At 71.5% G+C, this 13,568-nt stretch carries 13 protein-coding genes; 6 read left to right on the forward strand and 7 right to left on the reverse strand.

From position 1 onward, the window contains the following. On the reverse strand, nucleotides 1-1,199 hold a 1,199-nt coding region (locus GA0115254_RS12650), incomplete at its 3' end, for an ABC transporter permease (RefSeq protein WP_370740862.1). Beyond that, entirely contained in the window at nucleotides 1,196-1,918 is a 723-nt protein-coding gene (locus GA0115254_RS12655; protein ID WP_093895369.1) for an ABC transporter ATP-binding protein, read from the reverse strand. The genes GA0115254_RS12655 and GA0115254_RS12650, both read right to left, overlap by 4 nt. Nucleotides 1,919-2,081: 163 nt before the next feature. Here GA0115254_RS12655 and GA0115254_RS12660 point away from each other — a divergent pair, with 163 nt between their 5' ends. Then, nucleotides 2,082-3,311, forward strand: coding sequence for a sensor histidine kinase (locus tag GA0115254_RS12660; RefSeq protein ID WP_093895370.1), 1,230 nt, complete (start codon nucleotides 2,082-2,084; stop codon nucleotides 3,309-3,311). Beyond that, the gene (locus GA0115254_RS12665) at nucleotides 3,299-3,958 is read left to right on the forward strand and encodes a LuxR C-terminal-related transcriptional regulator (RefSeq protein WP_093895371.1); all 660 of its coding nucleotides are present in this window, start codon (nucleotides 3,299-3,301) and stop codon (nucleotides 3,956-3,958) included. Before GA0115254_RS12660 ends, GA0115254_RS12665 begins: the two co-directional genes overlap by 13 nt. A 216-nt stretch (nucleotides 3,959-4,174) precedes the next feature. On the opposite strand, the gene GA0115254_RS12670 is transcribed toward GA0115254_RS12665, so the two are convergent. Then, nucleotides 4,175-4,567, reverse strand: coding sequence for a VOC family protein (locus GA0115254_RS12670; protein WP_093895372.1), 393 nt, complete (start codon nucleotides 4,565-4,567; stop codon nucleotides 4,175-4,177). Between the two features lie 133 nt (nucleotides 4,568-4,700). Between GA0115254_RS12670 and GA0115254_RS12675 the strand changes: the two genes are divergently transcribed. Both GA0115254_RS12675 and GA0115254_RS12680 read left to right on the forward strand, forming a co-directional pair. Beyond that, nucleotides 4,701-5,336 carry a nucleoside/nucleotide kinase family protein gene (locus GA0115254_RS12675; RefSeq protein ID WP_093895373.1) on the forward strand — a complete coding sequence of 212 codons (636 nt, stop codon included), beginning with the start codon at nucleotides 4,701-4,703 and terminating at the stop codon, nucleotides 5,334-5,336. A 70-nt stretch (nucleotides 5,337-5,406) separates the two neighbouring features. Beyond that, nucleotides 5,407-6,534, forward strand: coding sequence for an aminopeptidase P family protein (locus GA0115254_RS12680; RefSeq protein ID WP_093895374.1), 1,128 nt, complete (start codon nucleotides 5,407-5,409; stop codon nucleotides 6,532-6,534). A 9-nt stretch (nucleotides 6,535-6,543) separates the two neighbouring features. Here the strand turns inward: GA0115254_RS12680 and GA0115254_RS12685 are convergent, their stop codons facing one another. Together GA0115254_RS12685 and treZ are read right to left on the reverse strand one after the other, a co-directional pair. After that, the gene (locus tag GA0115254_RS12685) at nucleotides 6,544-6,744 is read right to left on the reverse strand and encodes an aldo/keto reductase (RefSeq protein ID WP_093895410.1); all 201 of its coding nucleotides are present in this window, start codon (nucleotides 6,742-6,744) and stop codon (nucleotides 6,544-6,546) included. A gap of 63 nt (nucleotides 6,745-6,807) precedes the next feature. Next, nucleotides 6,808-8,589, reverse strand: coding sequence for a malto-oligosyltrehalose trehalohydrolase (treZ, locus tag GA0115254_RS12690; protein WP_093895375.1), 1,782 nt, complete (start codon nucleotides 8,587-8,589; stop codon nucleotides 6,808-6,810). Between the two features lie 183 nt (nucleotides 8,590-8,772). On the opposite strand from treZ, the gene GA0115254_RS12695 reads away from it, so the two are divergent. Then, a complete protein-coding gene (locus GA0115254_RS12695; protein WP_093895376.1) occupies nucleotides 8,773-10,140 on the forward strand; it encodes a GH1 family beta-glucosidase in 1,368 nt (455 codons plus the stop codon). On the opposite strand, the gene GA0115254_RS12700 is transcribed toward GA0115254_RS12695, so the two are convergent. Then, entirely contained in the window at nucleotides 10,129-11,355 is a 1,227-nt protein-coding gene (locus GA0115254_RS12700; RefSeq protein WP_093895377.1) for an MFS transporter, read from the reverse strand. The genes GA0115254_RS12695 and GA0115254_RS12700 overlap by 12 nt on opposite strands. A 95-nt stretch (nucleotides 11,356-11,450) precedes the next feature. Between GA0115254_RS12700 and GA0115254_RS12705 the strand changes: the two genes are divergently transcribed. Further along, nucleotides 11,451-12,581, forward strand: coding sequence for an alpha-L-fucosidase (locus GA0115254_RS12705; RefSeq protein WP_093895378.1), 1,131 nt, complete (start codon nucleotides 11,451-11,453; stop codon nucleotides 12,579-12,581). On the opposite strand, the gene GA0115254_RS12710 is transcribed toward GA0115254_RS12705, so the two are convergent. Further along, complete coding sequence (locus tag GA0115254_RS12710; RefSeq protein WP_093895411.1) at nucleotides 12,553-13,464, reverse strand: GNAT family N-acetyltransferase; 912 nt, start codon at nucleotides 13,462-13,464, stop codon at nucleotides 12,553-12,555. The two genes, GA0115254_RS12705 and GA0115254_RS12710, sit on opposite strands and share 29 nt — an antisense overlap. Between the last annotated feature and the right edge of the window lie 104 nt (nucleotides 13,465-13,568).

Genomic DNA, 13,568 nt, shown 5'->3' on the forward strand with positions numbered 1-13,568 from the left:
GCGGCGAACGGCAGCCACACCGGCACGGGCAGCGGCAGCGGGTCCGTGGTCAGCAACGACCCCATCAGCAGCCCCAGCGGTACGGCCCCGATCCCGCCCAGCACCGCGGCGGCACACGCCACCCGGCTCACCTCGCGGCCGACTGCCGACCTGAGCTGCCGGGGCGTCGCCCCGACCGCGCGCAGCAGCGCCAGTTCACCGGAGCGCTGGTGGACCGCCTGGGAGAGGGTGGTGGCGATCACCAGGAGCGCCACCATGAGGACCGTTGCCGCGATGGAGGCGAGCAGCGGCAGCAGATCGCCCCGTGTGCCGAGTGCGTCGACGTACTCGGCCTGCCCGCGTTCCGAGCCGGTGAGGACCCGGACCTCGCGGTCACCACGTGTGCGATCGGGCAGCGCGGTATCCAGTGACACCCGCAGTTCGTCGGCCGACACGCCCTTCTCGGCGATGACGCCGATGGCGTCCACCGTGCCCGGGTGTCCGGCCAGCGCGGTCAGCCGCTGCTCGGTGAAGAAGACGGCGGGGGCGGCGCCCCGGTGACCGGTGTCGGCGACACCGCTGACGGTGTACGGATGGGGAGCCCCGTCGACCTGCAAGGTCACCTGGCTGCCGGGCTTGCTCCCGGCGGCGGCCGCCAGCGCGCTGTCGATGACCACCTCGGTGGACGTCCTCGGCGCGTGTCCATCCGTCAGCCGGTACGGAGTGAGTGCGGCGGACGCCCAGGAACGGCCGACTGCCGAAGCCCCGCCGGCCCCGGTGCTACTGCTCCCGCCGCCCACAGCCACCGGGACCGAATCGTCCGCGACGGCCTTCGCGACCCCGTCGGCAGCGGCTGCCTTCGCCACCGCGGAGCGGTCGAGGCGGACGCGCTCCGACAGATACGTCGTCGCGGTCTGCGGCTCGCTGCCCCACGGCTTCGCCGTGTACGTCACCTTCTGGTCGGCCGCCACCACCGCGTCGGCCCCGGCATGACGCGCCACCGGCGGCTGCGCCAGCAGCAGCGAACCGACGACGAGGGCGAACGCGCCGATCAGCGCAGCCGCGGCCGTCGTCGCCGCGAACACCGCGGCCCAGGCCCGGCGATGAGTCCTCAGCGAACGCCGGGCGAGGAACGCCGACGCCCGCCGCACCCCGGACCGCACATCCGCGTGAGGCCTTCGCGTGTCCGTACTCGTACCCATGCCCGTACTCGTGCTCATCGCAGCCGGCCGCCGTCCATCGTCAGCACGGTGTCGGCCCAGCTCGCCGCCACCGGATCATGGGTGACCATGACGACCGTACGGCCGTCGATCCGTACCGCGTCCCGCAACAGACCGAGCACCAGCGACGCCGACTCCGGGTCCAGGGACGCCGTCGGTTCGTCCGCGAAGATCACATCGGGTTCGGTCACCAGTGCCCGTGCCACCGCGACCCGCTGCTGCTGGCCGCCGGAGAGCGTCGCGGGGCCCTGTCCGCCGCGGCCCGCCAGGCCGACCCGGGCCAGCAGATCCCGGCCGCGAGCCAACACCCGCTCGTCCGCCGGATCGGCGCCCGCCAGCACCAGCGGCAGCACGACGTTCTCCTCGATGTTCAGCGAAGGCACCAGATTCAGGGCGTGCGACTGGAAGACGAAGCCGATCCGGTCACGGCGCAACCGGGTCAGTGCGGCCTCGGACAGCGAGCCGAGATCGGTGCCCCCGACCCGTACCGTGCCCGTCGTCGGACGGTCCAGGCCCGCCGCGCACTGCAGGAACGTGCTCTTCCCCGATCCCGAGGGGCCCACCACCGCGGTGAAGCTCCCGGCCGGGACCGCACAGCTCACCGCGTCGAGCGCGATCGCCTCCCGGCCGCCGCCACGCCGTCCGTAGCGTCGGCTCACCGACTCCAGACTCAGCGCGGTCGCCCGCACCGCTGTGATCGTGTCCACCGTCGACTCCACCGTTCCTTCTCTGCCTCATACTTTCCGACCTGCATGAACGCTATGAAGAAGGGGGTGTCCGGGCGAGGGTGCGCGCTCCCGGACAGGGGTTCAGCCAGCTCCACCACGGTCAGGGGGAGGCCGCCACTCCGGTGGCGGGTGAACCCCCGTAACGTGCTGTGTCATGAGCACCACTCCCGCCCCGCTGACGGTCGCCATCCGGCGTTCGTGGGACGCGTCGCGCTATCTGTTCATCGGCATTCCGATCGCGCTGCTCGCATATGTGGGCACGTTCCTGGTGGTGGCGGCCCTGATGTTCGCCGTCGTGATCATCGGGCTGCCCGCCCTGCCCGAGGCCGCCAAGGTGCTGCGCCGGTTCGCGGAGTTCGAGCGCCGCCGGGCAGCCGCACGGCTCGGCGTGCCGTTCACGCCGACGCCGTATCCACCGCTGGACGGCGGTGAACTCTCCGAGCGGGTCCGACGCGTGCTCACCGACCCGACGGTCTGGCGCGATGCGCTCTGGCTGCCGATCCAGGCGCTCATGGGCAACCTCCTCGGCTACCTCACGATGGTGCTGTGGCCGGTCGGGCTCTTCGTCGACGGGGCCGCGCTGCCCGTCGTGCACCTGCTGGACCGGCGGGCCGCCGACGAGTACGGGACACCGCTGCCCGCGCGTCAGGGATGGATGCTGCGCTGGCATTCCGTACTCGCGGATCTGTCTGCGAGCTGGACCCGGTCCCTGCTCACCTCCTCGCCGTCCACCGCGCTCGCCGACCGGATCGCCCAGCTGACCGAGAGCCGGGCCGGGGCGGTAGAGGCGCACGGCGCCGAACTGCGGCGCATCGAACGGGATCTGCACGACGGCGCCCAGGCCAGGATCGTCGCCCTGTCGATGCGCATCGGCCTCGCCAAACAGCTCCTCGACCGCGACCCGGCCGCCGCGCGCATCCGCCTCGACGAGGCACAGGACGGCGCGGAGGCGGCCCTCGCGGAACTGCGGCACGTGGTGCGCGGCATCCATCCACCCGTACTGACGGACCGTGGACTGGCCGGTGCGGTACGGGCGCTGGCCGCCGACGTCAGCGTGCCCGTCACCGCGGAGCTCGACGGTGTCGAGGACGGGCGACGGCTGGCGGCCGCGATCGAGGCCGCCGCCTACTTCGTCATCGCCGAGGCCCTCACCAACATCAGCAAACACAGCGGCGCGACAGCCGCGACCGTACGGATCGACCGGACCCCCGGCACCCTGCGGGTGGCCATCGGCGACGATGGTCACGGCGGCGCGGACGAACGCGCCGGCAGCGGGCTGGTCGGAATCAGGCGACGGATCGCCGCCCTCGACGGCACCACCCGCATCAACAGCCCCACCGGGGGGCCGACGCGCATCGAAGTGGAGCTGCCGTGCGGATCGTGATCGCCGAGGACAACGCGCTGCTGAGGGAGGGGCTGATCCTGCTGCTCACCGGCTCGGGCCACGAGGTGGTGGCCGACGCGGCGACCGGGCCCGAGGTGCTGCCCGCGCTGCTGGAACACCGCCCGGACGCCGCCGTGCTCGACGTACGGCTCCCGCCCACCTTCCGCGACGAGGGGCTGCGCGCCGCACTTGCCGCCCGCGCGGAGATGCCCGAACTGCCGATCCTGGTCCTCTCGCAGTACGTCGAGGAGACGTACGCCGCCGAGCTGCTCGCCCAGGGCGCCCAGGGCATCGGGTATCTGCTGAAGGACCGGGTGGGCCGCGTCGACCAGTTCCTCCAGGCGCTCGACCGGGTGGCGGGCGGCGGCACTGCGCTCGACCCCGAGGTCGTGACCCAGCTGCTGACCCGCAAGTCGTCGGCCCAGCCTCTGCAGAGCCTCACTCCGCGCGAGCGCGAAGTCCTGGAACTGATGGCACAGGGCAAGGCGAACGGCACCATCGCCACCGAACTGGTGGTGACGGAGCGGGCCGTGAGCAAGCACATCGGCTCGATCTTCGCCAAGCTCGGCCTGGAGCCGGACGACGGCACGGTGCACCGGCGGGTGCTTGCGGTGCTCGCGTATCTGGAGGGCAAGGGCACGCGGTGACGCGCGCTGTGCCCGATTGACGGGGGCACTGTCCGGCCGGGCCGGTTGCGTACGGTCTCGCCCGGGCGGTTCGTTCAGCCGTGCTGGTTCTTCATATGGGCCACCGCCCACTTCGCCTGCTGGGCCGGTTCGCCGATGACCGCGCCTTCACTGCCGGTTCCGGTGGTCGTGGCCCTGCCGCAGACCGACAACTCCCGCGGACGCAGGCGCCGCAGGTCAGGGCCGTGCGGGCTGGAGCAGATCCCAGCGATTGCCGTACAGGTCCTCGAAGACCGCCACCGATCCGTACGCCTCATGCCGCGGTTCCTCCAGGAACCGCACCCCGGCGGCCAGCATCCGGGCGTGGTCGCCCGCGAAGTCCTCGGTGTGCAGGAAGAAGCCGACCCGGCCGCCCGTCTGCGCACCGACGCTCGCCCGCTGCGCGTCGTCCTTGGCGCGGGCCAGGAGCAGCCCGGTCCCCTCCGTGCCCCGCGGACGCACGACCACCCAGCGCGAGCCGTCGCCCCGGTCGGTGTCCTCCACCAGCTCGAAGCCGAGGGCGTCCGTGTAGAAGGAGACGGCTTCGGCGTAGTCGCGGACGACCAGGGTGACCAGGGCGATGTGCGGCATGAGATTCCTCGGACGGGGCGGGCAAGGGTGTGGTGAGTCAGCTCGTTATACGTAACACTACCCGCGTCCGCGGGACCCGCACAGTCCGCACCACCATGACATCCGTCGGGCACACGGCGGGACAATGCCCCACATGGACATCAGCGACCCCAGCGATTTGACGGCGCGCGCCCTGCGCCTCGCCGTCCCCGGCCACCGCCGCATCCTCGGCATCGCGGGACCGCCCGGAGCCGGGAAGTCCACCCTGGCCGCACAGCTCGTCGACGCTCTCGACGGTCTCGCCGTCCTCGTCCCCATGGACGGCTTCCACCTCGCCCGGGCCGAGTTGGAACGGCTCGGCCGCGCCGGACGCAAGGGCGCCCCCGACACCTTCGACGCCGCCGGCTACGCGGCCCTGCTCCGGCGCCTGCGCCTCCCGGAACCGGAGACCACCGTGTACGCCCCCGCCTTCGACCGCGCCCTGGAGGAGCCGATCGCCGGGGCCGTCCCTGTACCCCCGGACACCCCGCTGGTCGTCACCGAGGGCAATTACCTCCTGCACGACGAAGGGGCCTGGGCGTCCGTACACGGGCTGCTGGACGAGGCATGGTTCCTGGAACTCGAACCGGCCCTGCGGGTACGCCGGCTCGTCGACCGGCATGTGCGGTTCGGCAAGCCCCGTCCGTACGCGGAACAATGGGTGGCCGGGTCCGACGAACCCAACGCACGACTGGTCGAACGGGGCCGCGCCCGCGCCGGCCTCGTCGTACGGCTGCACCCGGAAACCTGACACCCGCTCGCGTGGACGGGTACGTACGGGCAGGATGCTGTATGCCGTGTCGCGTCGCCAGGAGGTCCGCATGTCCAGCCCGAACCAGCCCGTACCGTTCACCGCCGACGACTACCGGGCCCGGATGACGCGTGCCGCCGAGAGCGCCGCCGAGGCCGGGCTCGCGGGAGTGCTGGTCGCCCCCGGACCCGATCTCGTCCACCTCACCGGCTACCGGCCCGTGAACACCGAACGCCTCACCGTCCTCGTCCTCACACCGGGCCAGGACCCGGTCCTGGTCGTCCCGACCCTGGAGGCCCCGGACGCCGAGAAGGCCGTCGGGGCGCCCGCCCTCACCCTCCGGGACTGGACCGACGGCAAGGACCCGTACGCCGTCACCGCCCCGCTGCTCGACGGCCGGGGCCGGTTCGCGGTCAGCGACAACGCCTGGGCGATGCATCTGCTCGGGCTGCAGCGGACGCTTCCGGACACCTCGTACGTCTCCCTCACCGAGGCCCTGCCGATGCTGCGCGCGGTGAAGGACGCCGCTGAGCTGGAACGGCTCGCGGCCGCCGGGGCCGCCGCCGACGCCACGTACGGCGAGATCCTCAAGGTGCGCTTCACCGGCCGCAAGGAGACCGACATCGCCGCCGATCTGGCCGATCTGCTCAAGCGGTTCGGGCACTCCCAGGTCGATTTCACCGTCGTCGGATCCGGCCCGAACGGCGCCAACCCGCACCACGAGGCGGGCGACCGCACCATCGAGCAGGGCGACATGGTCGTGCTCGACTTCGGCGGACTCAAGCACGGCTACGGCTCCGACACCTCCCGTACGGTCCATGTCGGCGAACCCACCGCCGAGGAGCAGCGGGTCCACGACATCGTGCGAGAGGCCCAGGAGGCGGGCTGCAAGGCGGTCCGGCCCGGCGTCGCCTGCCAGGAGATCGACCGCGCTGCCCGCGCCGTCATCACCGAGTTCGGCTACGGCGAGCGCTTCATCCACCGCACCGGCCACGGGATCGGCGTCACCACCCACGAACCGCCGTACATGATCGAGGGCGAGGAGCAGCCGCTGGTGCCCGGGATGTGCTTCTCCGTGGAGCCGGGCATCTATCTGCCGGGCCGGTTCGGTGTCCGGATCGAGGACATCGTGACCGTGACCGAGGACGGTGGCCGACGCCTCAACAGCACCGCGCGCGAACTGGCGATCGTCGAGTAGCGCCCGGCCCTACCGGTCGCGGTCGCTCAGCCGCTCCGAGCCACCGCGGTCGTACATGTCCGCCGTGTCGATGAAGGTGCCGCCCGCCTCGGTGAAGGTGTCGAGGATGCGGTGGGCGGCCGCTTCGTCGCCCGCGCTGGTGAACGTCATGGTGCCCAGGCTCAGTTCGCTGACGCGCAGTCCTGTCCTGCCGAGAAAACGCTGTTGCATGGCCATGACCGTATGAGTGGGAGCGCACCCGAAGGCAAGGGCTCCACCGCGCACCCCCGGAGATCAGTCGTCGGCCAGTACCACGCACGACTCCGGCGGCAGATGCAGCAGCCCCTCGCCGCCCGGGACCTCCACCGGCTCCCACGCGGCCACGACTCTGCCTCCGGCTCCGTGGCGCCGGCCACCACCCAGCGGGATCGTGGCCGGCTTCTCGCCGAGGTTGACGGCGATCCGCAGATCTCCCCTCCGGTATGCCAGCCAGCGCGCCTGTTCGTCGTGGGCGGTCCGCACCGACGCCAGGTCCGGGTCGGAGAGGTCGGGCAGGGTGTGGCGCAGCGCGATCAGCTCGCGGTACCAGGCGTGCAGACGGGTGTGAGGTTCCTGAGCCGGTTCGCTCCAGTCCAGGCAGGAGCGGTTCCGGGTGGCCGGGTCCTGCGGGTCCGGAATGTCGTCCGCCGCCCAGCCGTGCGCCGCGAACTCCCGCCGTCTGCCGGTCCGGACCGCCTCGGCGAGCGCCGGATCGGTGTGGTCGGTGAAGAACTGCCAGGGGGTGCGCGCGCCCCACTCCTCGCCCATGAACAGCATCGGGGTGAAGGGCCCGGTCAGGACGAGGGCCGCGGCGCAGGCCAGCAGACCGGGCGAGAGCGTGGCGGAGAGCCGGTCGCCCAGTGCCCGGTTGCCGATCTGGTCATGGGTCTGGGCGTAGCCGACGAAGCGGTGGGCCGGGGTGCGGGCGATGTCGACGGGGCGGCCGTGGGTACGGCCGCGGAAGCTGGAGTACGTACCGTTGTGGAAGAAAGCGCTCGTCACGGTCTTGGCGACGGCGGCCAGCGGGGCGGCGGCGAAGTCCGCGTAGTAGCCCTGGGACTCACCGGTGAGCGCGGTGTGCAGGGCGTGGTGGAAGTCGTCGTTCCACTGGGCGTGCAGGCCGAGGCCGCCCGATTCGCGCGGTGTCGTCGTCCGCGGGTCGCAGAGGTCGGACTCGGCGATCAACGAGAGCGGACGGCCGAGCTCGGCGGCGAGCGCGTCGGTCGCCGTGGACAACTCCTCCAGGAAGGTCAGCGCCCGTGTGTCGGCGAGGGCGTGGACGGCGTCCAGCCGCAGTCCGTCGAGCCGGTAGTCGCGCAGCCAGGCGAGCGCGCTGCCCAGCAGATACGCCCGCACCTCGTCCGAACCGGGCGCGTCGAGGTTGACCGCCGCGCCCCACGGTGTGTGGTGGGTCCCGGTGAAGTACGGGCCGAAGGCCGGGAGGTGATTGCCGGACGGGCCGAGGTGGTTGTGGACGACGTCCAGGACGACCGCGAGTCCGAGACCATGCGCAGTGTCGACAAAACGCTTAAGCCCCTCCGGGCCGCCGTACGGCTCGTGCACGGCCCAGAGCGACACCCCCTCGTACCCCCACCCGTGGGTCCCGGGGAAGGGGCAGACCGGCAGCAGCGACACATGGGTGATGCCCAGTTCGGCGAGATGGCCGAGCCGGGCCGCCGCGGCGTCGAAGGTGCCCTCGTCGGTGTACGTACCGATGTGCAGCTCGTACAGGACGGCGCCCGGAAGACCCCGGCCCGCCCAGTCATTGCGCCAGGTGAACACCGAGTGGTCGACGACGGCGCTCTCGCCGTCCGGCCCGTCCGGCTGACGGCGCGAGCGCGGATCGGGCAGCACGGGCCCACCGGCCCCGCCGTCCGTGCCTCCGGCCAGCACGAAGCCGTAGCGGTCCCCGTCCGACGCCTCCGCCTCGACGGTCCACCAGCCGGCCCGTACGGGATCACGCCCCATGGCCCGCAGCGCACCCGCCAGCCGCAGTTCGACCGAGTCCGCATCCGGTGCCCATACCTCGAACAGCATGCAACGCTCCTCGTCTCCTCGCCCCCGTGCCCCATGGTCGGCATCAGCCGCGACGACTGACTCGCGACACTGGATCGAGCCCGTTACTGGCGATTAAGGTCTGGTTCTGATCACTGCCCCGCCAGGTTCTGCTCAATACGCACTCCTCAATACGCACTCCCTCTTACGGCTGTGGAGGCCGAGATGAATGTGCCGTCGTTCCCGCCCGGTTTCCTCTGGGGAGCCTCCGCCTCCGCGTTCCAGACCGAAGGGGCGTCCGACACCGATGGCAAGGGCCCCTCGGGCTGGGACGCCTTCGCCGCACAGCCCGGACGGATCAAGGACGGCACCGACACCACCCGCGGGACCGGCTTCCACCAGCGCTACCGCGAGGACGTCGCCCTCCTGGCCGGCCTCGGCGCCGACGCCTTCCGGTTCTCCGTCAGCTGGCCGCGTGTGGTGCCCGGCGGCAGTGGACCCATCAATCCGCAGGGGCTCGACTTCTACGACCGCCTCGTCGACGAACTCTGCACCCACGGCATCATCCCCGCCCCCACCCTCTACCACTGGGACACCCCGCTGCCGCTGGACGAGGCGGGCGGCTGGCTCAACCGGGACACGGCCTACCGCTTCGCCGAGTACGCGGGCATCGTCGCCGAGCGCCTCGCCGACCGCGTACCGATGTGGATCACCATCAACGAACCGGCCGAAGTGACGATGCTCGGCTACGCCCTCGGCGAGCACGCACCGGGCCGCGCCCTCCTCTTCGACGCCCTGCCCGCCGCCCACCACCAGCTCCTCGCCCACGGCCTGGCCGTCCGCGCCCTGCGCGGCGCGGGCGCCGACAACATCGGGATCGCCGTCTCGCACACCCCCGTGTGGACCGCCGGGGACCGGGACGAGGACCGCCTGGGCGCGCAGCTGTACGACACGATCACCAACTGGATGTTCGCCGACCCGATCCTCACCGGCCGCTACCCCGACGAGAACTTCGCCGCGCTGATGCCGGGCCCGGTCGAGGACGACCTGTCGACCATCTCCACCCCGATCGACTGGTACGGGGTCAATTACTACAACCCCACCCTCGTCGGCGCCCCGAGCCCGGAAGCCCTGGAATCCTTCTCCGGCTTCGAGATGCCCGCCGAACTCCCCTTCGGTATCCGCGAGATAGAGGGTTACGAGAAGACCGACTTCGGCTGGCCCGTCGTCCCCGACGGCCTGCGCGAGACCCTCGTCCAGCTTCACAGCCGCTTCGGCGACCGGCTGCCACCGCTCTACATCACCGAGAACGGCTGCGCCGTCGACGAGCCGGCCCGGGACACCCGCCGGATCGCCTACCTCGAAGGGCATCTGAAGGCCCTGCGGACGGCCATCGACGCGGGCGTCGACGTCCGCGGCTACTTCACCTGGTCACTCACCGACAACGTCGAATGGATCGAGGGCGCCAGCAAGCGGTTCGGCCTGGTCCACATCGACTACGAGACGCTGCGCCGGACGCCCAAGGACTCGTACGCCTGGTACCGCGACCTGATCCGTGCGCAGAAGACCGGCAGTGGCGGATCAGCTCACTGACCTGATCCGCCACACCAGCACCCCGCCCACCACCGTCACCACGGTCGACGCCAGATACAGCCCGGCATAGCCACCCGCGTACGCCACGATCGGCGCGGCCAGTGCCGGGCCGAGGACCTGCGGTGCGGAGTTGGCGATATTGATGACCCCCAGGTCCTTCGCCCGGTCGACGGCCGTCGGAAGGACCTGGGTGATCAGCGCCTGGTCGACCGCCACATAGATGCCGTAGCCGAGCCCGAGCACCACCGCGGCCGCCATCGCAGCCGGCCAGGTGTGCCAGAACGTCAGCAGCAGCGACCCCGCCGCCATCACCATCGAACAGGCGCTGACCATCACCTTCCGCTTGCCCAGACGGTCCGAGACGATCCCGCCCGCCACCGCCGTCACGACCACACCGCCGGTGTAGAGCAGCGTCAGATACAGCACGCCCATGTCCGGATCCGGGTAATGCACCGCGTCCTTGAGGAAATACAGCAGATAGAGCGTGCCGATCGCATTCCCCAGCTGGACCAGGAAACGGGTCAGCCACGCCCACCCGAAGTCGGGATGCAGCCGCGGACTCACCCAGAAGTCACTCAGCCGGACCACCGGCCCCCGCACCCCCGGCACGACCGGGTCGCGGGTCATCAGGACGAACGGCAGTGCACACAGCACCACGAGCCCCGCAAGCACCAGGTAGCCCGAACCGGTCCCGGTCACCGCCACCGACACCAGCAGCACCCCGAAGACCAGCCCCAGCGTCTGCGGTATGCCGATGAACCCCGAAACCGCCGCCCGCTGCCGCACCGGCACCTGGTCGGGAACCACCGCGTTGGTGCCCGCCAGCATCGTGTTCAGCCCCAGTTGCGCCAGACACCAGCCGAGCGCCACCCCGACCACCGTGGTCTGCGCCGCCGTCACCGCCAGACCCATCGCGCCCACCAGCGCGCCGCCCAGGATCCACGGATGCCTGCGGCCGAACCGCCCGCCCGTACGGTCAGACAGCGCGCCCGCGACCGGGTTGGCGATCACCGCGACCAGCGCTCCGGCCCCGGTCGCCCAGCCGAGCGCGACCTCCTTGCCGGACGAGGCCAGATCGTCGATCTGCTCCGCGAGCAGCACCTGGATCGGGGTGAGAAAAGCCATGTACAGGCCCAGATTGGCCAGCACCAGACCGCTGATCCAGCCACCGCCGACGCGGCGTTGCGGTTCCGTACGGGGATCGTCCAGGATCATCGGCCGCTCGCCATCAGCTCGTCAGGGTCCGGCAAGGTGCCCCGGAGGTGCCCGGATCTTACGAACGACCCCCTGTGTGATCAATACTTCGCGCCATGGTTGCTTCATGGTGGTCCCGGGCCCGACTGGGGATCTTTGTGCACTGGACGCCCGCCTCCGTACCGGGCTGGGCCCCTCCGTACGTCCCCGCGGACGAGCTGCCCCTGGCGGGCCGCCGCTCGCCGCTGGGCTGGACGTCGTACGCCGAGTGGTACGAGAACGCGCTCCGCTTCCCCGACAGCCCCGTCTCCGCCCACCACCGCGCGACCTACGGCACCCGCCCGTACACCGCCTTCGGGGGCGACTTCAACGACGCCCTGGACACCTGGGACCCCGCTGCCTGGGCCCGCAGCTTCCGCGCCGCGGGCGCCCGCTACGCCGTCCTCGTCACCAAGCACCACGACGGCTTCTGTCTCTGGCCCTCCGAGGTCGGCAACCCGCACCGCGCCGGCTGGCACACCTCGCGCGACGTGGTCGGTGAATTCGCCGAAGCCGTACGGGCCGAGGGGCTCCGCTTCGGCGTCTACTACTCCGGCGGCCTCGACTGGACCTTCGACGACCGGCCCATCGGTACCGGCGCGGACACCGTCTCGGCCGTCCCGCGCGGCAACTACCCCGCGTACGCGGGCGCCCAGATGCGCGAACTGATCCGCCGCCACCGCCCCGACATCCTCTGGAACGACATCGCGTGGCCCGGCTCCCGCTCCGACATCCAGCGGCTCGTGGAGTACTACCGCTTCACCGTCCCGCACGGCGTCGTCAACGACCGGCTGTTCCCGTACGCACCGATGTGGCGCGCGCTGCAACTCCCGGGCGCCAAGGCCCTGTACGACCGCTGGGAGCGCCGCACCGTCGCACAGGGCGAAGGCTTCGTCCCGCGCAAACCCCCCTACTACGACTTCCGTACGCCCGAATTCGCCCGCTACACCGGCCCCGACCCGTACGAGATCACCCGTGGCATCGACCACAGCTTCGGCTACAACCGCAACTCCCCGCCCGAGGCGTTTCTCGGCCGGGACGCGCTGGACTCGCTGGTACGGGAGACGGCGTCCGCGGGCGGCAACCTGCTGCTCAATGTGGGGCCGCGCGGCGAGGATGCGATGATCCCCGCCGAGCAGCAGCTCCGCCTGGACTGGCTGGCGGAACTCACTCCTGAACTCACACCAGATGGATGCGTTCCTGGCTGATGCGATGGCCGGCCCGGGCGAACGCGACCGCCATCGGCGCGTTGCCCCGGTCGGTGGCGCCCGCGATGAACTCGGCCCCCTCAGCGGCCAGGAAGTGCGTGCACTCGGCGAGCAGGTCGTACCCGTAGCCGTGCCCGCGCTGCTCGGGTACGACCCCGATGAAGCCGATGCACGGGCCCGACGGGTTGTGGGCGGGCACATGGATGCCGGCCAGCGCTCCGTCGCGGGTGTACGCCAGCTGCCACCAGGAGCGCGGCGACGGGCACCAGCGGAAGAAGTCGAGTTCCTCCTGTGCCGCCTGCTCCAGACCGCCGGGGCCCTCGATGGCCCGCCGGGCATGCGCGTCCAGTGTGACGGAGTGGACCCGGCGCAGCACGTCGAGAATCACCGCGTCGTCAGGCTCCGGGCAAAAGACCAGCCGGCCGGGCCGCTCGGGCAGGCCGAACTCCGGCGTCCACTCGTACCGGTACCGCTCGACGAGCGGCTTCATCCCGGCCGCGCGGGCGGCGGCGATCCGGGCCTCGGCGGCGGCCCGGACGTCGGGCCGCTCCCGCCAGTCGGCGGGCAGGATCAGCTCGTACTCGGCGTACAGCGGTGCGCGGCGCAGCAGTTCGGTGCCCGCCCCGTCCTCGCCGTCGGCGAAGTCGAACCAGTTGAGCAGCACCGGCTCGGTGTCGTCGGGCCCGGCCCACCAGGCGGCCCGCGCCACCACGACACCGTCGCGCAGGGCGATCCAGCTCCACTCGGGGCGGTACTCGCCGCCGTTGCGCGATGTGACGTACCGGTGCCCGAAGGCGGCGCGGCCGACGAGATCGCGGCCTTGCAGGGTGTGGAAAAGATGTGCGTCGCTCTCGGTGAGCGCGCGGATGACCAGATCGGTCATGGAAGAGTCCTCCGGAAGAAGCGATGCGCTCCCGGTCAGACCGAAACCGAAACCGCCCGGCGAACGGGACGGGAGCGCGGGAATGAAGTGGTACGGGTACGCAC

Source organism: Streptomyces sp. Ncost-T10-10d (genome assembly GCF_900091955.1).
In the GTDB taxonomy this organism is placed as follows: Bacteria; Actinomycetota; Actinomycetes; order Streptomycetales; family Streptomycetaceae; genus Streptomyces.

Bases quoted from the DNA above. Each gene is read 5' to 3' on its own strand.
- GA0115254_RS12685 (WP_093895410.1), bottom strand. From the start codon at position 6,744: ATGCAACAGCGTTTTCTCGGCAGGACAGGACTGCGCGTCAGCGAACTG.
- GA0115254_RS12710 (WP_093895411.1), bottom strand. From the start codon at position 13,464: ATGACCGATCTGGTCATCCGCGCGCTCACCGAGAGCGACGCACATCTT.
- GA0115254_RS12700 (WP_093895377.1), bottom strand. From the start codon at position 11,355: ATGATCCTGGACGATCCCCGTACGGAACCGCAACGCCGCGTCGGCGGT.
- treZ (WP_093895375.1), bottom strand. From the start codon at position 8,589: ATGCTGTTCGAGGTATGGGCACCGGATGCGGACTCGGTCGAACTGCGG.
- GA0115254_RS12660 (WP_093895370.1), top strand. From the start codon at position 2,082: ATGAGCACCACTCCCGCCCCGCTGACGGTCGCCATCCGGCGTTCGTGG.
- GA0115254_RS12695 (WP_093895376.1), top strand. From the start codon at position 8,773: ATGAATGTGCCGTCGTTCCCGCCCGGTTTCCTCTGGGGAGCCTCCGCC.
- GA0115254_RS12675 (WP_093895373.1), top strand. From the start codon at position 4,701: ATGGACATCAGCGACCCCAGCGATTTGACGGCGCGCGCCCTGCGCCTC.
- GA0115254_RS12670 (WP_093895372.1), bottom strand. From the start codon at position 4,567: ATGCCGCACATCGCCCTGGTCACCCTGGTCGTCCGCGACTACGCCGAA.
- GA0115254_RS12705 (WP_093895378.1), top strand. From the start codon at position 11,451: ATGGTTGCTTCATGGTGGTCCCGGGCCCGACTGGGGATCTTTGTGCAC.
- GA0115254_RS12680 (WP_093895374.1), top strand. From the start codon at position 5,407: ATGTCCAGCCCGAACCAGCCCGTACCGTTCACCGCCGACGACTACCGG.